Below are 22,113 nucleotides of genomic sequence, written 5' to 3' on the forward strand. Positions count from 1 at the left end.
GCCGGCGCGCAGCGGGGCGGCTTTGCTTTCTACCCGGGCATTGGCCCCACCAGAACGGAGCGTATCTACCATGGCAAAGAAGAACGAGATGGTCGTGAACATCGGCATCAACGACAAGGATCGCAAGAAGATCGCGGAGGGCCTGTCCAAGCTGCTCGCCGATACCTACACCCTCTATCTCAAGACCCATAACTTCCACTGGAACGTGACGGGCCCGATGTTCAACACGCTGCACACCATGTTCGAGACGCAGTACACCGAACTGGCCCTGGCGGTGGACTCGATCGCCGAACGCATCCGCGCGCTGGGCTACCCGGCGCCGGGCACCTACGCCGAATACGCGCGCCTGTCGTCGATCAAGGAAGAAGAGGGCGTGCCCGAGGCGACCGAGATGATCCGCAAGCTGGTGGAAGGGCAGGAAGCCGTGGTGCGCACCGCCCGTTCGCTGTTCCCGGCCATCGACGCCGCCGGCGACGAGCCGTCCGCCGACCTGCTGACGCAACGCATGCAGACGCACGAAAAGACCGCCTGGATGCTGCGCTCGCTGCTGGCCTGATCCCCGCTCGAAGTTGGCCGCCCCGCGCGGCCGATCCGACGCGCCGCGTCCCTCGGGACTGCGGCGCGTTTGTCTTTCCGCCCCCCGACCGTCTTCCATGCTTAAACGTCTCGCCCTGTACGCGCGCCTGGTGCGCATCGACAAGCCCATCGGCACGCTGCTGCTGCTCTGGCCCACGCTGTGGGCATTGTGGATGGCCGCGGGCGGGCCACCGGACGGCGGTGTGTTCTGGATTTTCGTGGCCGGCACCTTTCTGATGCGCTCGGCCGGTTGCGCGATGAACGACTGGGCCGACCGCGATTTCGACCGCCATGTGAAGCGCACCGCCGAGCGCCCGCTGACGGCCGGACGCATCGCCCCGTGGGAAGCGCTGGCGGTGGCCGCGGTGCTGGCGCTGCTGGCCTTCGCGCTGATCACGCCGCTGAACGCGCTGACCAAATGGATGGCGGTGGCCGCGGTGTTCATCGCCGGCACCTATCCGTTCTTCAAGCGCTTCTTCGCCATCCCGCAGGCCTATCTCGGGATCGCCTTCGGCTTCGGCATCCCGATGGCCTTCGCCGCCGTGCAGGACCAGGTGCCGGCGGTGGCCTGGGTCATGCTCATCGCCAACGTGTTCTGGGCGGTGGCCTACGACACCGCCTACGCGATGGTGGACCGCGACGACGATCTGCTGATCGGCATGCGCACCTCGGCCATCACCTTCGGCCGCTTCGACGTGGCGGCGATCATGCTGTGCTACGCCGCCTTCCTGGCGCTGATGGGCTGGGCCGGCGCCGCGCTGGCGCTGGGCTGGCCGTACTGGGTGGGACTGGCCGCGGCGCTTGGCTGCGCGCTGTACCACTACACGCTGATCCGCGACCGCGACCGGATGCGCTGCTTCGCCGCCTTCCGCCACAACAACTGGCTGGGTGCCTGCGTGTTCGCCGGCACCGCGCTGGCGTACGCCCTGCGCTGACGCCCGGTTAGCTCTCGCGGCCGAATTCCTCGCCCATCTCCGTGCCGCGCGCCGCGGCCGCGGCCATCGCCTGCACGAAGCTGTCGGCCACGCCCTGCTGCTCCAGCACCGTCAGCGCCGCGTAGGTAGTGCCGCCCTTGGACGTCACCCGCTCGCGCAGCACGCTGACCGGCTCGGACGACTGCGCCGCCAGCGCCGCCGCCCCGCGGAAGGTCTGCACCGCGAGCTGGCGGCCCTGTTCGGCGGTCAGGCCTAGCTGCGCGCCGGCCTTTTCCATCGCCTCGATCATGTAGAAAACGTAGGCCGGGCCGCTGCCCGACAGCGCCGTGACGGCGTCCATGCGCGCATCGCCCTCGACCCACACGCACTGGCCCACTGCCTCCGCCACCGCCGTGGCCACCGCGCGATCGGTCTCCGGCAGTCCGGCGGGCGCGGTCATCCCCGTCATGCCCATGCCCGCCAGCGCTGGGGTATTGGGCATCGCGCGCACCACGCGGGCATGGCCGCCCAGCCAGCGCTGCATGTCCTGCAGCCGGATGCCGGCCGCGACGCTGATCACCAGGCTGTCGCCGCCGGCGGCCTGCATCCGCGGCAGCAGCTGCACCGCCGCTTCGCGGAACTGCTGCGGCTTGACCGCCATCACGATGACCTTGGCCTCGGCCAGCGCCGCGTCGGCCGCCTCGCAGACCTGCACGCCGAGATCGCGCTGCAGGCGCTCGCGCGCCTGCGCGAAAGGATCCGCGACGCGCACCGAGCCGGGCGGCACGCCGCGCGCGATCAGGCCGCCGATCAGGGCGGTGGCGAGATTGCCACCACCGACGAAGCCGAAAGTAAGGGTAGAAAGCATGAGGGTCTCTGGCTGGCTAGCGGATTGGAAACGAAGGAGAAGGTCCGGCGCCGTGGGCGGCGCTCGCATCTGGCATCACGACAAAGGCGGCAATGAACGACGGCTCAGGCTGCGGCCGCGGGACGGGCGCCGAAGATGGCGGTGCCGATGCGCACCATGGTCGCCCCTTCCGCGATGGCGGCCTCCATGTCGTCGGACATGCCCATCGACAGCGTATCGACCTCGATGCCGGCCTCCCGCAGTTCGCGCATCAGCTCGCGCATCCGCGCGAAGGGCTTGCGCTGCGCGACCGGATCGTCGGTCGGCGCCGGAATCGCCATCAGGCCGCGCAGCCGCACGCCGCTCAGTCCCGCGATCTCGCGCGCCAGCGGCAGCACCTGGGCGGGGTCGACGCCGCCCTTGCTGGCCTCCGCGCTGATATTGACCTGGATGCAGACCTGCAATGGCGGCAACGACGCGGGCCGCTGCGACGAGAGCCGCTCGGCGATGCGCAGCCGGTCCACCGAATGCACCCAGTCGAACTGCTCGGCGACCGCGCGCGTCTTGTTGCTCTGCAGGGGGCCGATGAAATGCCACTGCAACGCGCCGCGCAGATCGGCCAGCTGCGCGATCTTGTCGCCCCCTTCCTGCACGTAGTTCTCGCCGAAGGCGTGTTGTCCGGCCTCGTGGGCAATGCGCACGTCGGCCGCGGAAAACGTCTTGGATACCGCCAGCAACGCGACCGTGCCGGGCGGCCTGCCGGCTTGTTGTTCCGCCGCCGCGAGACGCCGCCTGACGGCTTGCAAGTTGGCGACGATTACCGACATAATCCCGCGAACATATATAAGAAGCATCAATAATAAAAGTCGGGGTCATTATAGATGGACATCGCGCAGCTATTGGCTTTCGCCGTCAAGAACAAGGCATCCGATCTCCATCTATCGGCCGACATGCCGCCGATGGTCCGAATCCACGGCGATATGCGGCGCATCAACGTCGCCGCGATGTCGCACAAGGATGTGCACGCCATGGTGTACGACATCATGAGCGACACCCAGCGCAAGGGCTACGAGGAACGGCTGGAAATCGATTTCTCGTTCGAGATCGCGGGCCTCTCGCGCTTTCGCGTCAACGCCTATAACACCCAGCGCGGCGCCGCCGCGGTATTCCGCACCATTCCCTCGAAGGTATTGACGCTCGAAGAGCTGCGCGCGCCGGCGGTATTCGCCGACCTGTGCATGAAGCCGCGCGGGCTGGTGCTGGTCACGGGGCCGACCGGCTCCGGCAAGTCGACCACGCTGGCCGCAATGGTGGACCATCGCAACGAGCACGACATGGGCCACATCCTGACGGTGGAAGACCCGATCGAGTTCGTCCACACGTCCAAGAAAAGCCTGATCAACCAGCGCGAGCTCGGCCCGCACACCCATTCCTTCGCCAACGCGCTGCGCTCGGCGTTGCGCGAGGATCCCGACGTGGTGCTGGTGGGCGAACTGCGCGACCTGGAGACGATCCGGCTGGCGCTGACCGCCGCCGAGACCGGGCACCTGGTCTTCGGCACGCTGCATACCAGCTCGGCGGCCAAGACCATCGACCGGGTGGTCGATGTGTTCCCGCCGGAGGAAAAGGACATGGTCCGCACCATGCTGTCCGAATCGCTGGAAGCGGTGATCTCGCAGACGCTGCTGAAGACGCGCGATGGCAACGGCCGCACCGCGGCGCACGAGATCATGATCGCCACCCCGGCCATTCGCCATCTCATCCGCGAGAACAAGATCGCGCAGATGTACTCGATGATGCAGACCAGCAGCGGCCTGGGCATGCAGACGCTGGACCAGTGCCTGTCCGACCTGATCAAGCGCGGCCTGATCAGCTACGGCGACGCGCGCGCCGTCGCCAAGAACCCGGACGCGATCGCGGCCTGAGCCGCGCCCATCCGGCCGCTTCGCCGCTTCCTTTGCCGATCCGCCGCCTGGCGCGGCGCCACCGAGGTAACCCATGCTCGACCGCGACTCCGCCCACAAGTACGTCAGCGACCTGCTCGCGCTGATGGTGAGCAACCGGGGCTCCGACCTGTTCATCACCGCCGATTTTCCGCCCGCCATCAAGGTGGACGGCAAGATCACGCCGGTCTCGCAGCAGCCGCTCACGCCGGTCCAGGCGCAGGGTCTGGTGCGGTCGATCATGAACGAGCGGCAGATGGCCGAGTTCGAGACCAGCCGCGAATGCAATTTCGCGATCAGCACGCCGGCTTCCGGGCGCTTCCGCGTATCGGCCTTTATCCAGCAAGGCAAGGCCGGCATGGTGGTGCGCACGATCAATACGCGCATCCCGACCGTCGGCGACCTGGACCTGCCGCCGACGCTGCACGAGATCGTGATGGCCAAGCGCGGCCTGGTGATCGTGACCGGCGCCACCGGCTCGGGCAAGTCGACGACGCTGGCGGCGATGCTCGACCATCGCAACGCCAACTCCTACGGCCATATCATCACCATCGAGGACCCGATCGAGTACGTGCACGCGCACCAGAACTGCATCGTCACGCAACGCGAAGTTGGCATCGATACCGAGTCGTGGCACGTGGCGCTGAAGAACACGCTGCGGCAGGCGCCCGACGTGATCCTGATCGGCGAGATCCGCGATCGCGAGACTATGGAATACGCGATGCAGTACGCGGAAACCGGCCATCTGTGCCTGGCCACGCTGCATGCCAACAACGCCAACCAGGCGATCGACCGCATCGTCAACTTCTTCCCCGAGGAAAAGCGCCAGCAGTTGCTGATCGACCTGTCGCTGAACCTGAAGGCCATGATTTCGCAGCGCCTGCTGCCGCGCAAGGGCGGCAAGGGACGCGTGCCCGCCGTCGAGATCATGATCGGCACGCCGCTGGTGGCCGACCTGATCTTCAAGGGCGAGATCCACGAACTGAAGGAGGTCATCAAGAAGTCGCGGGAGCAGGGCATGGTCTCGTTCGACCAGGCGCTGTTCGAGCTGTACGAGGCGGACAAGATCCAGTACGAGGACGCGCTGCGCAACGCCGACTCGCTCAATGACCTGCGGCTGATGATCAAGCTGCATGGCAGCCGTGCCGCCGACACCGAGCCGGGCTCGGGTACCGACCATCTCAACGTGGTCTGAAAACGCCGCGCGATCGCGCGCTCGCATCGCAATAAGGCCGTCCGGCGCGGTATGCTTTGCGCTCCGATGAGGAGGTCGCCATGCAAGACGCCAAGCCCAACGCCAGATCCAATGTTTTCCAGTTCGAAGCCAGTTCGCTCGCCGGGCAGCCGGTGCCGCTGTCGCAGTTCGAAGGCAGGGTGCTGCTGATCGTCAACACCGCCAGCGAATGCGGATTCACCCCGCAATACGCCGGCCTGCAGCAGCTTCACGACAAATACGCGGCCCGCGGCTTCGAGGTGCTCGGCTTTCCGTGCAACCAGTTCGGCAAGCAGGAGCCGGGCGATGCGCAGCAGATCGGCCAGTTCTGCGAGACGCGCTTCGGAGTGGGATTCCCGATGTTCGCGAAGATCGACGTCAACGGCGCCAATGCCCATCCGCTGTATCGCTGGCTGACCGCCGAGGCGCCCGGGCTGCTGGGCATCGGCGCCATCAAGTGGAATTTCACCAAGTTCCTGCTGCGCCGCGACGGCACGGTGTTCAAGCGCTACGCGCCGCAGACCAAGCCGGCGGAGATCGAGAAGGACATCGAGGCGCTGCTGGCAGGCCCGGCCGCCTGAGCGGCGGGCCGGTCCGGCAGCGCTGCGATCCCCGCCGCCGCGCGCCGTCGGATCAGGAGCAGGGCGCCGCGGTGGCGACGCCCGGACGGGTCGCCGCCGTGGTCGGCGATTCCTCCGCACCGAGCGTGTTGTTGGTGAACTTGCAGCCGTAGGCCGGGTTGGCCACCACCGCCGGGTCCAGTACCTCGTCGCCGGCCGGCTTCACGCCGTTCTGTTCCCAGTTGATCATGTCGTCGAACGCGGTCTGCTGCTCCGCCACCGTGAAGTCGCAGTGGCTGATGCCGCGGATCGCGCGCTGCACGAGCCAGTTGGCGGTGCCGTTGGCGTCCGCGCGGCGCTTGTAGATCTGCTCCATGCTGAACGGCACGTACATGTCGCCGAGCGTATGGAGCGTGACCACCGGCACGCCGATGCGGGCATTGGTCTTAGGAATCCAGCGCACGCCGTCGCGGCGGGCACGGTTCGCGTCGTCGGCGGGGACCACGCGATAGATCGTGTCGTTGAACGCCTGCTCGACGGCCGACACCGCGGGATCGTTGTCGAGCTGGAAGGTGATCCCGCGCGTATCGACCACGTTCTTGTTCAGGATGCCGTTGACCGAGCCGTCCTGGCCGAAGGTGCTCCAGACCGCGTCCTGCAGCGGCCTGGCGGCCGGCCCGCCGAAGCTGATATCGAACAGAGGCCGCTCGCCGCCGGTCAATCCCTTCACCACCTGTTTTAGCTTGTCGCCCTGCGGCGTGGTGGCGCCGGGATAGCTCACGAACAGCGCGGCCTGCACCGCCGGCGCGATCTGCGCCCAGTTCGGCACCGGCCACGAGCTCGCGGGAAAGCCGGCGAGCTGCTGGGCCGCGGTCTGGTAGGCGCCGAAATAATTGAACAGCTCGGTGTCGCCGAGCACGCCGCACATCGGCACCGCGCCGTGGTAGCGCACCTTGTGGTTGGCCGCCTCGATGTTTTCCTCGTCCACCGCCGCGGCGGCAATATGGCCGCCCATGGAATGGCCGACGATATAGACGCGGCCGGGGGGCGCGAGCGCGCGGCCGTTGTCCAGCGCGATGCGCGGGAAGGCCAGCGCCAGCGCATTGGTGTCCTCCAGCCCGGCGCGTACGTCGTAGTAGTTCTTCGAATAGCTGGACGCGGCCCACGCATAGCCGGCGTTCAGCAGATGCCGGCGGATGCTCGGCATGGAGACGCTCAGTTCGGGCACCGTGCCCGCATAGCCGTGGGCGTACATCACCAGCTTGCCGTTCCAGTTCTTCGGCACCTCGATCCGGTAGCCGGCGCCATCCAGCACGCCCCACCAGCGGTCGGCATCCGGCGCGCCGGCGAGCGCGGCAAACGGCAGCCTGGTTGCGTCCGCGGTGAACGTGCGGTCGTCCTGCGCCCGTTTTTCCTCCGGCTCTACGACCGGGGGCTGCTCGACCACCGGCGGCGTGGCGTCGTCATCGTCGTCGCCGCCGCAGCCGTGCAGCAGCGCGGCGGCCAGCAGGACGAACGCGGTGGTCTTGCCAAGGTGTGGATGCATCGTTGTCTCCGTGATTTTGGTTTTCGATGGCGGATGCGATCCGGTGGTGCGCTGCATGGGGCGCTGGCCCGGGGGAGGGGGCGGCATTGCGAGGGGATCGCGCTGTCACTCTAAGCCCGGCCGGCCGTAACGTTAAGTGCGGCGATATGAAGGCGTCGATGCGGTGTCGCATGGTGGGGGATATCCCGCATCGTTCGAATGGGGCATCGGTGCTACGCGGAGCACCGTTTCGGAATTCGTCGGCAGCTTTTGCTTTGCGCGCGCACACCGGCATCGCGTCGCGGCGGCGGTGCTAACTTGGCGGCAATCGTCGTCCGGTCCCTTCTTTCAGGACTCTCCATGCCAGACATCTCCCCGATCCAGCCCACACCCATTCAACCGATTTCCCCCGCTCGATATGGCGGCGATACCGGTCCCGCGTTGCAGGCGTTCCCGCGCGATCCCGAGCGCAACTGGTACGAAACGGCGCGCAAGGAAATGCACAATCCCGGCGCTTCTCCCGCCGACAAGCCCAAGTGGATCAAGCCCGATCCTCCCTTGACGCCCGGCATGAGCCTCGCCGACCTGAAGGCGCTGGCGGTGAAGAACAACTGGGAAGCGATGGCTTTCACGCGCCCCGGTCCTCCCGCCGTGCTGACCGTCGTCCGGTTCCGCGCGGGCGGCGATCCGCTGGTCTCCACCGACGGCAAATCCTTCGCCGTGCTGGACGAGGTTCATCACCTGCCGACCATCTGGCAGCACCACGCCGACATCCATTGCCGGCGCGTCAAGGAGCAGAGCAGTTGGGACGAAGAGGCGCGGCGCCGGCATGTGGGCATGCATCTGGACGCGCTGGCGCAGCAGATCGACACGCTGGACCACGATCTGCAGGAGTACCGGAAGGCAGCCCTCGAGGCCGCCGACTCCTGCAGCCTGAAAGCCGCGGTGGATGCCTGCCAGATGCTGCGCACGAGGCTGGAAGCGGAACGGTCCGCCCTGATGGCCGAACAGGAAGTCGATCTGATGGAGCCGCGCGTGCTGCCACGCGCGCCGCAAGCGGTGCAGCCGCCGGTCCCTCCTGCCGTGGCCGCGCCGGGACAGCGTCTGACCAGATGATGCGAGGCGGACTTCAGTGCGGAATGAAGGCCGCCAGCACCGGCACCAGCACCGCCGTGACCACGCCATTCAGGCCCATGCCGAGCGCGGCAAAGGCGCCGGCCTCCTCGCTGACCTGAAAGGCGCGCGCCGTGCCGATGCCGTGCGCCGCCACCCCGGTGGCGAACCCGCGCACGCTGTAGTCGCGCATGCCGAGCAGGTTCAGGATCTTGGTGGCGCTGACCGCGCCGATGATGCCGGTGCCCATCACCAGCACCGCGGTCAGCGAGGGCAGGCCGCCGATCTTCTCGGCCACGCCCATGGCGATCGGAATGGTCACCGATTTGGGCGCCAGCGAGCGCACCACCTCGGGGGAGGCGCCGAGCAGCCAGGCGATGCCCACCGCGGACACCACCGCGACGATCGAGCCGGCCAGCAGGCCGCCAAGGAGCGGCAGCACGTTGGCGCGCAGCTTGGGCAGCTGCTGGTAGAGCGGCACCGCCAGCGCCACGGTGGCCGGTCCCAGCAGGAAATGCACGAACTGCGCGCCGTCGAAGTAAGTCTTGTACGGCGTGCCCGTCACCGTCAGCACCGCAACAAGCAGCGCGACCGCGATCATCACCGGATTGGCCAGCGGCGAGAAGCGCGCCCGCTGGTAGATGCGGAAGGCGAAGACGTAGGCGAGCAGCGTGGCGGTCAGCCCCAGCAGCGGGCTGGCGGCCAGATAGACCCAGATTTCGTTGAGGCGGGGCGTGATCATGCCTGTCCCCCGCTACCGTTTGCCGCCTCGTGCCCGGCGCCGGGCGCGCCTTCCCGCGGCGGCGGCTCCGGCTTGCGCATGAGAGCCCGCGTCACCAGCGCCGTGGTGGCGATGGCGAGCCAGGTCGACAGGACGAGCGCGACCAGCAGGGGCAGCCATTCGCCGCCGATGCGGCTGCCGTGCACCATGATGCCGACGCCGGCCGGCACGAACAGCAGCGACAGGTGCTTGAGCAGTTCGGAGGTGGTGCCCTGGATCACCGGCAGCAGCCGATCGTCGATCGCCAGCCAGCAGAACAGCAGGATCATCCCGATGACGGGACCGGGCACGGGCAGGCGCAGCGCGTAGCTGAACACCTCGCCGATGGATTGGAAGACCAGCAGGATGGCAAATGTCTGGAGCATGCGACGGTGTGACGGATGGCGAGACGTGACAATACTGCCGCAGCCGCAATAAGGCCAGCGTCACGCTGCGTCAAATCACCACGCGCCGGGGCAGCGTCCGCCCACCGATTCCCGCTGGCGCGCCCCGTCTAGGCCGTCATCCGGTCCACCAGTTCGACCCAGTGCACCACGGGCGTGGGCGTGCCGCTTTGCAGATGCGTGATGCAGCCGATATTGGCTGACACGATGGTCTCGGGTTGGGTGGCCTCCAGGTTGGCGAGCTTGTTGTCGCGCAGCTGATAGGCCAGTTCGGGCTGCAGCACCGAATACGTTCCGGCCGACCCGCAGCACAGATGGCTGTCGGCGCAGAGCCTGACGTCGATCCCCAGGCGGGTCAGCAGCGCCTCCACGTTGCCGCGTATCTGCTGCCCATGTTGCAGCGTGCAGGGCGGGTGGTAGGCGACCCGCTGGGCGCTGTCCCGCCTGTCGCCGGCGAGCTCCGCGAGCCGGTCGGCGAACTGCGGCAGGATTTCCGACACATCCAGCGTCAGCGCCGAGATGCGGGCGGCCCGTTCGGCGTAGCGGGGATCGTGGCGCAGCAGGTGGCCGTACTCCTTGACCATCACGCCACAGCCCGACGCGTTCATCACGATGGTCTCGGCGCCCGCCTCCACATGGGGCCACCAGGCGTCGACGTTGCGGCGCATATTGTCCAGGCCGCCGTCGTGGTCGCCATTGTGATAGCGGATGGCGCCGCAGCAGCCGGCGCCGTCGGCCACCACCATCTGCACGCCGAGCCGGCCGAAGACGCGCGCCGTGGCACTGTTGATATTGGGCGACATCGAGGGCTGGACGCAGCCTTCGAGCAGCAGCATCTTGCGCGCCTGTCCGGCTTGCGGCCACGGCCCGGCATCCACCCGCGGCGGCACCTTGTTGCGCAGCACCGGCGGCAGCAGCGGACGCACGGCCTGGCCCACGCGCATCGCCGCGCCGAACAACCGCGGGCGCGTCAGTCCCTCGCGCAGCGCCCAGCGCAGCGCGCGCTGGCGCAGCGGCCGCCGGATGCCGGCGGCATCGAGCCGCTCGTCCACGACCTTGCGGCCGATATCCACCAGTCGGCCGTACCGCACCCCGGACGGGCAGGTCGATTCGCAGTTGCGGCAGGTCAGGCAACGATCCAGATGCAGGCGCGTGCTGTCCGACACGGGGTTGCCCTCGATGGCCTGCTTCATCAGGTAGATGCGCCCGCGCGGTCCGTCCAGCTCGTCGCCGAGCAGCTGGTAGGTCGGGCAGGTCGCGGTACAGAAGCCGCAATGCACGCACTTGCCCACGATGGACTTGGCCTCCTCGCCATCGGGAGTGTCGCGCAGAAAATCGGCCAGGGTCGTTTGCATGATAGGGGACGGGTTGGTTCGCCTGAGGCGCGGTGCCGGCCGCGGCGATGCGTTGTTCGGGTGCGGTGGACGCCTACAGGCCGGGATACAGGCGGCGGGGATTGAAGATGCCCGCCGGGTCGTAGGCGGCCTTGAGCCGGGTGTGGATCGCCATCAGCGGCGCGGCCAGCGGCGTGAAGACGCCGGCTGACTTGTCGCCGTTGCGGAACAGCGTGGCGTGGCCACCGGCCGCGAGCGCGGTCTCGCGCACGGCGGCTGCCTCCTGCGCGGCCGCGGGTCCGTGGGTGGCGGGGGCATGCGGCATCCACCAGCGCTGCCCGCCACCCCATTCGATCAGCTCGTCGCCCGGCGGCAGCGCCAGCGGCGCGGTGGTCGGCGGCACGGCAATGCGCCATAGCGCGCGCCCTTGCAGCGCCGGTGCGAAGAACACGTGGGACTGCTCGCGCAATCCGCGCCACAGCGCCTGCGCCTCGGCCTCGTCCACTGCCTGACCGCCGAGCCGCTCCCGCGCGGCGCGCACCGCCGCGGACGCGCCCGAGAGCCGCACGTGCAGCGCGCCGTCGTGCCACACCGACGCGGCGATCGGCAGCGGCTGGCCGCCCCATTGGTTGATGCGCAGGATGGCCTCCCCCTGCGCCAGGTGAAAGCGCAGCGTGGCGTCTTCGAACGGCGCGGGCATCACCTTGAGCGAGGCTTCCAGGATCAGACCCAGGGTGCCCAGCGACCCTGCCATCAGCCGCGACACGTCGTAGCCGGCCACGTTCTTCATGACTTGCCCGCCGAAGCTCATGACCTCGCCGCGGCCATCCATCACGCGCACGCCCAGCACGAAGTCGCGCAGCGCGCCGGCCGACTGCCGCCGCGGGCCGGACAGCCCCGCGGCCACCATGCCGCCGAAGGTGGCGCGGCTCACGCCGTCGGCGCCCGCGAAGTGCGGCGGGTCGAAGGCCAGGATCTGGCGCCGCTCGGCCAGCGTGGCTTCGATCTCGGCCAGCGGCGTGCCGCAGCGCGCGGTAATGACGAGCTCCGCCGGATCGTAGTCGACGATGCCGGCGTAGGGACGCGTGTCCAGCACCTCGCCGTCCAGCGCCTGGCCGTAGAAGTCCTTGCTGCCGCCGCCACGCAGGCGCAGCGGCGTGCGGTTGTCGCCGGCCCGCAGGATGGCGTCGCGGAAGGTGTCGAGAGTGGCTTGCATGACAGATCGATTCGGGAGTGAAGAGGCGCGGCGCTCAGGAGCGATCGGGTGGCGGCGGGGATGGCGGCCCCGATGCCGATTGCGCCGGAGACGCCGGCGACTCCGCGCCTTCGGCCCAGCGCGGGATATCGGACGGGCCCCGGTAGGGCGGCAGCTCGGCGCCGCAGTGCTTGCAGTAGTCGGCGTCCGGATCGTGGCCCTCGGACAGGCACCGTTCGCAGGTGCGCGACACCAATGGCCGCTTCATGAGGCTTGCCGCCAGTTCGGCGCCCACGATACCGGTCGGGAACGCGATGATGCCGTAGCCGAGCAGGATGGTCAGCGAGGTGATGAACTGCCCCAGCGCCGTGCGGGGCACCATGTCGCCATAGCCGGTCGTGGTCAGCGTGACCACCGCCCAGTACATGCTGAGGGGAATGCTGTCGAAGCCGTGCCGCGGGCCCTCCACCACATACATCACCGTGCCCAGGATCACGGTGATGATGAATACCGTGCCGAGAAAGACGAAGATCTTGCGCCGGCTGTTGGCGAGCGCCCGGTACAGCAGCTGCGCCTCCTCGAAGTAGATGGTCAGCTTCAGGATGCGGAACACGCGCAGCAGCCGCAGCAGGCGCACGTCGATCAGGAAGGCCAGCTCGGGCACGAAGATCGCGAGCCACGTCGGAATGATCGAGATGAAATCGATGATGCCGAAGAAGCTGAACACGTACCGCAGCGGCCGTCGCACCACCAGGATGCGCATCGCGTATTCCGCGGTGAACATCAGCGTGAACATCCATTCCAGCACGGTGAAGCCGGCGCCGGCCACCCGGTGCACGCCAGGGATGCTGTCCAGGATCACCACCATCACGCTGGTGACGATGGCGATCAGCAGCGTCACGTCGAACAGCTGGCCCTCGCGCGTGTCGGCCTCGAAGATGATCGTGTACCAGCGCTGGCGCCAGCCCGTGTCCGGCTTGCCCAGGCGTTGCCGTATCGCCGCCTCCATGCGGTGACGGGCGCCATTGCTGGCTTTGTCGCGCAGGTCCGGCCCGCCATCGGGCCGGCCTGGTGGCCGGTTCACTGCCATGCGGTGTGGGTTCCGGTGAGAGGGCGCCCGGCGGCGCGGGCGCCGGTGCGTGCAGTATCGACGCGCATCAGAAGCGGGGCAGCTCGGGATGCGGCAGCACGCCGCGGCTGACATGCATCTTGCCGTACTCGGCGCAGCGCGCCAGCGTGGGAATGGCCTTGTCCGGGTTCAGCAGCCGAGCGGGATCGAAGGCCGCCTTGACTGCGAAAAACATGTCGCGCTCCGTGGGCGAGAACTGCACGCACATCGAATTGAGCTTTTCCACGCCCACGCCGTGCTCGCCCGTGACCGTGCCGCCCAGTTCGACGCAGGCCTCCAGGATGTCGGCGCCGAACAGCTCGGCGCGGTGCCATTCGTCGACATCGGCGCCATCGAACAGGATCAGCGGATGCATGTTGCCGTCGCCGGCGTGAAAGACGTTGATGCAGCGCAGGCCGTAGGTCTGCTCCATCCGTTCGATGCGCTTGAGCAGGGTGCCGATGTGCTTGCGCGGAATGGTGCCGTCCATGCAGTAGTAGTCGGGCGAGATGCGGCCGGCGGCCGGAAACGCGTTCTTGCGCCCGCTCCAGAAGCGCAGCCGCTCGGCTTCGCTCTGCGACACGGTGATGCGCGTGGCGCCCGACGCGCGCAGCACCGCGCTCATGCGCTCGATCTCCTCGGCCACTTCCTCCGGCGTGCCGTCGGACTCGCACAGCAGGATGGCCGCCGCGTCCAGGTCGTAGCCGGCGCGCACGAATTCCTCCACCGCCGCCGTCGCGGGTTTGTCCATCATCTCCAGCCCGGCCGGAATGATGCCCGCGGCGATCACGTCGGCCACGGCATTGCCGCCCCGCTCGACGTCGTCGAAGCTGGCCATGATGACCTGGGCCAGCTGGGGTTTGGGAATGAGCTTGACGGTGACTTCCGTCACCACGGCCAGCATGCCCTCCGAGCCGATCAGTACCGCCAGCAGGTCCAGGCCCGGCGCGTCGGGCGCGCCGGAGCCGAACTCCACCACCTCGCCCTCCATCGTGACCGCGCGCACGCGCAGCACGTTGTGCACGGTCAGCCCGTACTTCAGGCAATGCACGCCGCCCGAGTTTTCGCTGACATTGCCCCCGATGGTGCAGGCGATCTGCGACGACGGATCGGGAGCGTAGTACAGCTGGTGCGGCGCCGCTGCCTCGGAGATGGCGAGGTTGCGCACGCCCGGCTGGACCACGGCCGTGCGCGAGAGCGGATCGACCGACAGGATGCGCTTGAACTTGGCCAGCGACAGCACGACCCCGCTGGCGATCGGCATGGCCCCGCCGGACAGGCTGGTGCCGGCGCCACGCGGGACCACAGGCACGCCGAGCTGGTGGCACAGCCGCAGGATGGCGCAGACCTGCTCCTCGGTATCGGGCAGCACGACGGCCATCGGCACCTGCCGATAGGCGGCCAGCCCGTCGCACTCGTAGGGCACGGTGTCTTCGGTTTTGGTCAGCAGGGACGCGTCCGGCAGGATGCGCGCCAAGCCTGCCACCAACGCCGCCCGGGCGTCGTCGGCGAGAAGGGGAACCTGTTGCGGGGCGTTCATGGCGACTCCTGTAATGGCCACCGTGCGGGGCTGGCGGGCCGGGCCGCGGGCCGCGCACGGGGAGGACGACTATAGCGCAGGGTTTGCGCGCCAACGTGGTGCCGGCGGTGAATTCGACGCGGCATGGCGATCAAAAACGCTCATGCGGCGGGATGGCCCTTTCAGGTTAGCACCATGCCCGGCGCCAGTACCAGCCGGCCGGCCGGCCCTGCCTACCACTCCAGCCCGAGCAGCCAGTCGACGAAATAGCGCGCCTCGGGCTTGAGCGGCGCCTGCTCGCGCTCGACGATGTAGTAGCCGTGCGGCGAGACCGATTCGATGTCGAGCAGCCGCACCATCTGGCCCAGCGCCAGCCAGTGCCGGGCCATGCGCTGGCGCACCAGCGCCACGCCCTGGTTCGATGCGATCGCCTCCAGCATCAGGCCGATGTCGTTGAACTGCGGGCCGGTCTGCGGCTCCGGCCAGTCCAGCCCGGCGGTCTCGAACCACGGTTTCCAGGGCTCCAGCGGGCTGCGCAGCAGCACCAGGTTGGCAAGATGTTCCGGCCGGGTGATCGAGCGGCCGTCGATGCGCTCGTAGTATTCCCGCCCGCAGGCCGGAAAGACCGGCTCGACCAGCAGCAGGGTGGTCTTCAGGTCCGGGTAGCGGCCGCTGCCGTAGCGGATTTCCACGTCGGTGTCCTCGGCCTTCACGTCCAGAAAGGGAATGGCCAGGTGCAGCTCGATGTCGATATGCGGATACAGCGCGGTGAACTCGGGCAGGCGCGGCACCAGGTGCTGCCTGCCGAAGGTCGGGGGAATCGCCACGCGCAGGCGCGTGCGCAGCTTGTTGTACTCGGGCCGGGCCAGCTCGTTGAGCGACTTGAGCGCGTCCTGCACGCTGCGCAGGTAGCGCATGCCGGCCGCGGTCAGCCGCAGCGCGGCGTTGGCGCGCACGAACAGATCCTCGCCCCAGAGCTCTTCCAGGTTCTTGATGCGATGCGACACCGCGCTGGGCGTGACCGACAGCTCCTCGGCGGCGCGCGCGAAGCTGCCAAGGCGGGCAGCGGCTTCGAAGGCGATCAGCAGATGCAGCGGCGGGACGCGGTTGAACAGGGCTGCCATGCCGCGCTTACGTCGGCTGCGCGGGCCGCGTGGCCGCGAAGATCTTGCCCGGATTGAGGATGTTGTTCGGATCGAACGCCCGCTTGATGCCGCGCATCAGGTCCAGCGCGTCCTCGCCATGCTCGTCGATCAGGAAGGCCATCTTGTGCAGGCCCACGCCGTGCTCGCCGGTGCAGGTGCCGCCCATCGACAGCGCCCGTTCGACGATGCGCCGGTTGATGGTTTCCGCCTCCGCCATTTCCTCCGGCTTGTCCGGGTCGACCAGGATCGCCACGTGGAAATTACCGTCGCCCACGTGGCCGACGATGGGGCAGGGCAGCGCGGACGCCATCAGGTCGCGCTCCGTCTCGGTGACACAGTCGGCCAGGCGCGAGATCGGCACGCAGACATCGGTGGTGACCGACTTGCAGCCCGGCTTGAGCTGCAGCATCGCGAAGTAGGCGGTATGGCGGGCGTTCCACAGCCGGCTGCGGTCCTCCGGCCGGGTCGCCCATTCGAAGCCCTGGCCGCCATGTCCGGCCGCGGTCTCCTGCACGATCTCCGCCTGCTCCCTGACCCCGGACTCGCTGCCGTGGAATTCGAAGAACAGGTGCGGCGTCTCGGGCAGCGACAGGTTGTCGTGGCGGTTGATGGCGCGGATCGCCAGCGCGTCGACGAACTCGACGCGCGCGATGGGAACGCCAAGCTGGATGGTCTCGATCACCGCATTGACCGCGCTACCCATCGACGGGAACGCGCAGACCGCCGCGGAAATGGCTTCGGGCTGCGGATACAGGCGCACGGTCACCTCGGTGATGATGCCCAGCGTCCCCTCGCTGCCGATGAACAGCCGCGTCAGGTCATAGCCGGCCGACGACTTGCGGGCATGGGTGCCCGTGCGGATCACGCGGCCATCGGCGGTCACGACCGTCAGCGCCAGCACGTTTTCCCGCATGGTGCCGTAGCGCACGGCATTGGTGCCGGAGGCGCGGGTCGCGCACATGCCGCCCAGCGAGGCGTCGGCGCCCGGATCGATGGGGAAGAACAGGCCGGTATCCTTGATTTCCTGGTTCAGCTGCTTGCGCGTGACGCCGGGCTGCACCGTCACGGTCAGATCCTCGGCGTTGACGGCCACCACGTGGTTCATCTGCGACAGGTCCAGGCTGATGCCGCCGGACACCGCCAGCAGGTGCCCCTCCAGCGACGAGCCCGCACCGTAGGGGATCAGCGGCACGCGGTACTGGTTGCACAGCCGGGCGACGGTGGCAACCTCCTCGGTGGTGTGGGCGAATACCACCGCGTCGGGCGGCGCCGGGGCAAACGGCGATTCGTCGCGGCCGTGGTGCTCGCGCACGCCCGCCGAGACCGAGAAGCGGTCGCCGAAGCTGTCCTGCAGCGCGCGCGCCAGTTCCGCCGGCAGCGCAGCGGTGGCGTGGGACGGGAGCGGCGAGGTGGAGGACGGCTGCGCGGCGGCAGCCGGCACGTCGGCGGGGTGGTTCATGCGGGTCTCCGGGGGCCTGCCGCGTGGCCGATCCCGGCGCAGGGCGCAGGATGGCGCGAAGGGCGGCCCTTTGTCGATTCGTGAATCGTGGGTCGGGCGAAGCGGAACATCGCAGGCCGGCGGCGGGCGGCCGTGCCGGCGTGCCGATGCATCCCGCTATTCTACGCCGCGTGCCCGGCGCGCCATAATGCAGGCCTGGCAGGGCGCGAGGCCGGCGCCGTTGCGCACTGCGTCATGCCGCCACCGTTCGCGATGCCCGGCGCCCGGCTCCGCGTCACAGGCCGCTACCAAAAGGAAAATCATGGGCAATCGACTGAGCAAGATCGCCACGCGCACCGGCGACGCGGGCACTACCGGCCTCGGCGACGGCAGCCGCACCGGCAAGGACAGTCCGCGCATCGCCGCCATCGGCGACGTGGACGAACTCAATTCGCAGATCGGCGTGCTGCTGACCGAGACCCTGCCGGACGATGTGCGCGCGGCCTTGCTTCATATCCAGCACGACCTGTTCGACCTGGGCGGCGAGCTGTCCATCCCCGGCTATACGCTGCTCAAGCCGGCACAGGTGCTGCAGCTGGACGAGTGGCTGGCTCACTACAACGCCACGCTGCCCCGCCTGGCGGAGTTCATCCTGCCCGGCGGCAGCCGCGCCGCGGCGCTCGCCCACGTGTGCCGCACGGTATGCCGGCGGGCGGAACGCGCCCTGGTTGCAGTCGGCAGCCAGGAAGCCCTGAACGAGGCGCCGCGCCAGTACCTGAACCGCCTGTCGGACCTGCTCTTCGTGCTGGCGCGGGTGTTGAACCGCGCGCAGGGCGGCAGCGACGTGTTGTGGCAGCGCGCACGGGACTGAGACCAGGCCCGGGATTGCGGCGGAGCAGCACCCCGGCGCCGCAGGCCGCGGCGGCCCCGGAAGGCCAAAAGCCGAGAAATTTACTCGGAATTGCCGGTTCCGCCCTTGAAATGGCGGCGGACGGCCACATTTCGGCCTCAGGTTGAGTTTGGAGGCCACGCGGATAGCGCGGCTCAAGAGGAGAGAATAATGGGAAAGATCATCGGTATCGACCTCGGTACCACCAATAGCTGCGTCGCGATCATGGAAGGCAATACGCCCAAGGTGATCGAGAACTCCGAAGGCGCCCGCACCACCCCGTCGGTCATCGCCTATCGCGAAGACGGCGAGATCCTGGTCGGTGCGCCGGCCAAGCGCCAGGCCGTGACCAATCCCCGCGACACCCTGTACGCGGTCAAACGCCTGATCGGCCGCAAGTTCGAAGAAAAGGAAGTGCAGAAGGACATCGGCCTGATGCCCTACGCCATCGTCAAGGCCGACAACGGCGACGCATGGGTCAGCGTGCGCGACCAGAAGCTCGCGCCGCCGCAGGTGTCCGCCGAAGTGCTGCGCAAGATGAAGAAGACCGCCGAGGACTACCTGGGCGAGACGGTGACCGAAGCCGTCATCACGGTGCCGGCGTACTTCAACGACGCGCAGCGCCAGGCCACCAAGGACGCGGGCCGTATCGCGGGCCTCGACGTCAAGCGCATCATCAACGAGCCGACCGCGGCCGCGCTGGCTTTCGGCCTGGACAAGAACGAGAAGGGCGATCGCAAGATCGCCGTGTATGACCTCGGCGGCGGCACCTTCGACATCTCGATCATCGAGATCGCGGACGTGGACGGCGAGAAGCAGTTCGAAGTGCTGTCGACCAACGGCGACACCTTCCTCGGCGGCGAGGACTTCGACCAGCGCATCATCGACTACATCATCGGCGAGTTCAAGAAGGACCAGGGCGTCGACCTGTCCAAGGACGTGCTCGCGCTGCAGCGGCTGAAGGAATCGGCCGAGAAGGCCAAGATCGAACTGTCAAGCTCGCAGCAGACCGAGATCAACCTGCCGTACATCACGGCCGATGCCTCGGGTCCGAAGCACTTGAACCTGAAGATCACGCGCGCCAAGCTCGAATCGCTGGTGGAAGACCTGATCACCCGCACCATCGAGCCGTGCCGCACCGCGATCAAGGACGCCGGCGTCAAGGTCAGCGACATCGACGACGTGATCCTGGTGGGCGGCATGACCCGCATGCCCAAGGTGCAGGAGCAGGTCCGCGAGTTCTTCGGCAAGGAAGCGCGCAAGGACGTGAACCCTGACGAAGCCGTCGCCGTGGGTGCAGCGATCCAGGGCTCCGTGCTCTCGGGCGACCGCACGGACGTGCTGCTGCTGGACGTCACGCCGCTGTCGCTGGGTATCGAGACGCTTGGTGGCGTGATGACCAAGATGATCACGAAGAACACCACGATCCCGACCAAGCATGCCCAGGTGTTCTCGACGGCCGACGACAATCAGCCGGCCGTGACCATCAAGGTGTTCCAGGGCGAGCGCGAGATGGCGTCCGGCAACAAGCTGCTGGGCGAGTTCAACCTCGAAGGCATCGCTCCGGCGCCGCGCGGCATGCCGCAGATCGAGGTCTCGTTCGATATCGACGCCAACGGCATCCTGCACGTCGGCGCCAAGGACAAGGCCACCGGCAAGGAGAACCGCATCACCATCAAGGCGAATTCGGGCCTGTCGGAAGACGAGATCCAGCGCATGGTGAAGGACGCCGAAGCGAACGCCGAGGAAGACCGCAAGGCCCGCGAGCTGGCTGACGCCCGCAACCAGGCCGATGCGCTGATCCACTCGACGCGCAAGGCCCTGACCGAATTCGGCGACAAGCTCGAAGGCGGCGAGAAGGAAAAGATCGAAGCCGGTATCAAGGATCTGGAAGACGCCGTGCGCGGCGGCGACAAGGCCGAGATCGACGCCAAGGTCGCGGCGCTGTCGGAAGTCAGCCAGAAGCTCGGCGAGAAGGTCTACGCCGACATGCAGGCCAAGTCGGGCGACGCGGGCGCGGCGGGTGCCGCAGGCGCTGGCGCCGCGGGCGCCGGCCAGCAACAGGCCCAGCCGCAGGACGACAACGTCGTGGATGCCGAATTCAAGGAAGTCAACGACAAGAAGTAAGTCAGCAAAGAGGGTACGGACGATGGTGCGGCGATGGCGCAGTGGAAGCGCCGGCGCCATCCCCGTCCCGACGCCGGGCGACGGACATTGGACCAAGCGGGTGACCGCCGTCGGATGCCGCGCTCGGCTTTTTTGCTATTCGTGGGGAGCCGCTTCCGGGCGCGTTTTCCTCCACCAATCAGGTAATCAGGTAACGAGCCACCATGGCAAAACGTGACTATTACGAAGTGCTCGGGGTGGGCAAGAACGCGGGCGACGACGAGATCAAGAAGGCGTATCGCAAGCTCGCCATGAAGTACCACCCGGACCGCAATCCGGACAGCAAGGACGCCGAAGAGAAGTTCAAGGAGGTCAAGGAAGCGTACGAGATGCTTTCCGACCCCGAGAAGAAGGCGGCCTACGATCAATACGGCCACGCCGGCGTGGACCCCAACATGGGTGGCGGGTTCGGGGGCGGTCAGCAATATGGCGGTTTCGCCGAGGCATTCGGCGATATCTTCGGCGACATCTTCGGCCAGCAGGCCGGTGGCCGCCAGCGCGGCGGTGGCCCGCAGGTCTACCGCGGCGCCGATCTGCGCTACAGCATGGAGATCTCGCTGGAGCAGGCCGCCCACGGCCACGAGGCGCAGATCCGCGTGCCGCATTGGGACGACTGCGACGTGTGCCACGGCAACGGCGCCGAACCCGGCTCGCAGGTCGAGACCTGCCCCACCTGCAAGGGCGTGGGCCAGGTACGCGTCTCGCAGGGCTTCTTCACGATGCAGCAGACCTGCCCGAAGTGCCACGGCAGCGGCAAGCACATCCCCAAGCCCTGCGTGAAGTGCCACGGCCAGGGCAAGCTGAAGACGCAGAAGACCCTGGAGGTCAAGATCCCCGCCGGCATCGACGAGGGCATGCGCATCCGCTCGACCGGCAACGGCGAGCCCGGCATCAACGGCGGCCCCCCGGGCGACCTGTACGTGGAAGTCCACATCAAGCCGCATGCCGTGTTCGAACGCGACGGCGACGACCTGCACTGCCAGATGCCGATCTCCTACGCCACCGCGGCGCTGGGCGGCGACCTGGAAGTGCCCACGCTGGGTGGCAAGGCCAGCTTCCCCGTGCCCGAAGGCACGCAGAGCGGCAAGACCTTCCGGCTGCGCGGCAAGGGCATCAAGGGCGTGCGTTCGGGCTACCCGGGCGATCTCTATGTGCACGTGGTAGTCGAAACCCCGGTCAAGCTGACAGAGTCGCAGAAGGAGTTGCTGCGCCAGTTCGACCGCTCCGTGCATGAAGGCGGCTCGCGGCATAGCCCGCAGGAGCAGTCCTGGCTGGACAAGGTCAAGAGCTTCTTCAGCTGAGTACCGGCCGGTCCGCGCGATGCGGCATCCGGCAGATGGCCGCGCCCCCAAGGGGCGCGGTTTTTTTTGGGCGCGCCGTGCGATGCCACTGGTGCGTTCGCGCGCGGCTGCACCGTGTACGGGAAGGACGCTTGGGTCCCGGGCCGATGCCGGGCGATAATGG

General features: G+C 68.0%; 20 protein-coding genes. 9 read left to right on the top strand and 11 right to left on the bottom strand.

The features are described 5' to 3' along the window. The first annotated feature begins 70 nt into the window (after positions 1 to 70). Complete coding sequence (locus tag LDO27_RS15895) at positions 71 to 556, top strand: Dps family protein (protein WP_222208324.1); 486 nt, start codon at positions 71 to 73, stop codon at positions 554 to 556. A 97-nt stretch (positions 557 to 653) separates the two neighbouring features. Further along, the gene (gene ubiA / locus LDO27_RS15900; RefSeq protein ID WP_224042705.1) at positions 654 to 1,511 is read left to right on the top strand and encodes a 4-hydroxybenzoate octaprenyltransferase; all 858 of its coding nucleotides are present in this window, start codon (positions 654 to 656) and stop codon (positions 1,509 to 1,511) included. Between the two features lie 7 nt (positions 1,512 to 1,518). On the opposite strand, the gene proC is transcribed toward ubiA, so the two are convergent. Together proC and LDO27_RS15910 are read right to left on the bottom strand one after the other, a co-directional pair. After that, positions 1,519 to 2,358 (bottom strand): pyrroline-5-carboxylate reductase, encoded by an 840-nt coding sequence (proC, locus tag LDO27_RS15905; RefSeq protein WP_224042706.1) that lies wholly within the window; start codon positions 2,356 to 2,358, stop codon positions 1,519 to 1,521. Positions 2,359 to 2,462: 104 nt separating this feature from the next. Further along, positions 2,463 to 3,164 (bottom strand): YggS family pyridoxal phosphate-dependent enzyme, encoded by a 702-nt coding sequence (locus LDO27_RS15910; protein ID WP_224042708.1) that lies wholly within the window; start codon positions 3,162 to 3,164, stop codon positions 2,463 to 2,465. A gap of 54 nt (positions 3,165 to 3,218) precedes the next feature. On the opposite strand from LDO27_RS15910, the gene LDO27_RS15915 reads away from it, so the two are divergent. The 3 genes from LDO27_RS15915 (at position 3,219) to LDO27_RS15925 (ending at position 6,074) form a co-directional block, all read left to right on the top strand. Further along, entirely contained in the window at positions 3,219 to 4,262 is a 1,044-nt protein-coding gene (locus LDO27_RS15915) for a type IV pilus twitching motility protein PilT (RefSeq protein ID WP_222208316.1), read from the top strand. A gap of 73 nt (positions 4,263 to 4,335) precedes the next feature. Further along, complete coding sequence (locus LDO27_RS15920) at positions 4,336 to 5,475, top strand: PilT/PilU family type 4a pilus ATPase (protein ID WP_224042709.1); 1,140 nt, start codon at positions 4,336 to 4,338, stop codon at positions 5,473 to 5,475. Between the two features lie 80 nt (positions 5,476 to 5,555). After that, complete coding sequence (locus LDO27_RS15925) at positions 5,556 to 6,074, top strand: glutathione peroxidase (RefSeq protein WP_222208311.1); 519 nt, start codon at positions 5,556 to 5,558, stop codon at positions 6,072 to 6,074. Positions 6,075 to 6,126: 52 nt separating this feature from the next. Here LDO27_RS15925 and LDO27_RS15930 read toward each other — a convergent pair whose 3' ends face one another. Beyond that, on the bottom strand, positions 6,127 to 7,599 hold the full coding sequence (locus tag LDO27_RS15930) for an alpha/beta hydrolase family protein (RefSeq protein ID WP_224042711.1): 1,473 nt from the start codon (positions 7,597 to 7,599) through the stop codon (positions 6,127 to 6,129). 339 nt (positions 7,600 to 7,938) lie between these two features. Between LDO27_RS15930 and LDO27_RS15935 the strand changes: the two genes are divergently transcribed. Then, positions 7,939 to 8,694: a hypothetical protein gene (locus tag LDO27_RS15935; protein ID WP_224042713.1), complete on the top strand. Its 756-nt coding sequence runs from the start codon at positions 7,939 to 7,941 to the stop codon at positions 8,692 to 8,694. Positions 8,695 to 8,707: 13 nt separating this feature from the next. Here LDO27_RS15935 and LDO27_RS15940 read toward each other — a convergent pair whose 3' ends face one another. From LDO27_RS15940 to LDO27_RS15975, 8 genes are all read right to left on the bottom strand, one after another. Beyond that, the gene (locus tag LDO27_RS15940) at positions 8,708 to 9,433 is read right to left on the bottom strand and encodes an LrgB family protein (protein ID WP_222208305.1); all 726 of its coding nucleotides are present in this window, start codon (positions 9,431 to 9,433) and stop codon (positions 8,708 to 8,710) included. Further along, positions 9,430 to 9,837: a CidA/LrgA family protein gene (locus tag LDO27_RS15945; protein ID WP_224042714.1), complete on the bottom strand. Its 408-nt coding sequence runs from the start codon at positions 9,835 to 9,837 to the stop codon at positions 9,430 to 9,432. Before LDO27_RS15945 ends, LDO27_RS15940 begins: the two co-directional genes overlap by 4 nt. A 128-nt stretch (positions 9,838 to 9,965) precedes the next feature. Next, positions 9,966 to 11,210, bottom strand: a complete 1,245-nt coding sequence (glcF, locus tag LDO27_RS15950; RefSeq protein WP_224042716.1) for a glycolate oxidase subunit GlcF — start codon at positions 11,208 to 11,210, stop codon at positions 9,966 to 9,968. A gap of 73 nt (positions 11,211 to 11,283) precedes the next feature. Next, on the bottom strand, positions 11,284 to 12,405 hold the full coding sequence (gene glcE, locus LDO27_RS15955) for a glycolate oxidase subunit GlcE (RefSeq protein WP_224042717.1): 1,122 nt from the start codon (positions 12,403 to 12,405) through the stop codon (positions 11,284 to 11,286). 34 nt (positions 12,406 to 12,439) lie between these two features. Next, positions 12,440 to 13,393 carry an ion transporter gene (locus tag LDO27_RS15960; protein ID WP_222208362.1) on the bottom strand — a complete coding sequence of 318 codons (954 nt, stop codon included), beginning with the start codon at positions 13,391 to 13,393 and terminating at the stop codon, positions 12,440 to 12,442. A 148-nt stretch (positions 13,394 to 13,541) separates the two neighbouring features. Further along, the gene (locus LDO27_RS15965) at positions 13,542 to 15,032 is read right to left on the bottom strand and encodes an FAD-linked oxidase C-terminal domain-containing protein (RefSeq protein ID WP_224042718.1); all 1,491 of its coding nucleotides are present in this window, start codon (positions 15,030 to 15,032) and stop codon (positions 13,542 to 13,544) included. A gap of 212 nt (positions 15,033 to 15,244) precedes the next feature. Then, positions 15,245 to 16,135 carry a LysR substrate-binding domain-containing protein gene (locus tag LDO27_RS15970; RefSeq protein ID WP_224042719.1) on the bottom strand — a complete coding sequence of 297 codons (891 nt, stop codon included), beginning with the start codon at positions 16,133 to 16,135 and terminating at the stop codon, positions 15,245 to 15,247. A 7-nt stretch (positions 16,136 to 16,142) separates the two neighbouring features. Then, positions 16,143 to 17,615 carry an FAD-binding oxidoreductase gene (locus LDO27_RS15975; protein ID WP_224042720.1) on the bottom strand — a complete coding sequence of 491 codons (1,473 nt, stop codon included), beginning with the start codon at positions 17,613 to 17,615 and terminating at the stop codon, positions 16,143 to 16,145. Between the two features lie 301 nt (positions 17,616 to 17,916). On the opposite strand from LDO27_RS15975, the gene LDO27_RS15980 reads away from it, so the two are divergent. The 3 genes from LDO27_RS15980 (at position 17,917) to dnaJ (ending at position 21,950) form a co-directional block, all read left to right on the top strand. Beyond that, entirely contained in the window at positions 17,917 to 18,465 is a 549-nt protein-coding gene (locus LDO27_RS15980) for a cob(I)yrinic acid a,c-diamide adenosyltransferase (protein WP_222208292.1), read from the top strand. Between the two features lie 189 nt (positions 18,466 to 18,654). Then, entirely contained in the window at positions 18,655 to 20,610 is a 1,956-nt protein-coding gene (dnaK, locus tag LDO27_RS15985; RefSeq protein WP_222208290.1) for a molecular chaperone DnaK, read from the top strand. A 203-nt stretch (positions 20,611 to 20,813) separates the two neighbouring features. Beyond that, positions 20,814 to 21,950, top strand: coding sequence for a molecular chaperone DnaJ (gene dnaJ / locus LDO27_RS15990; protein ID WP_222208288.1), 1,137 nt, complete (start codon positions 20,814 to 20,816; stop codon positions 21,948 to 21,950). Positions 21,951 to 22,113: the final 163 nt, after the last annotated feature.

Source organism: Cupriavidus respiraculi (assembly GCF_914271545.1).
In the GTDB taxonomy this organism is placed as follows: Bacteria; Pseudomonadota; Gammaproteobacteria; order Burkholderiales; family Burkholderiaceae; genus Cupriavidus; species Cupriavidus respiraculi.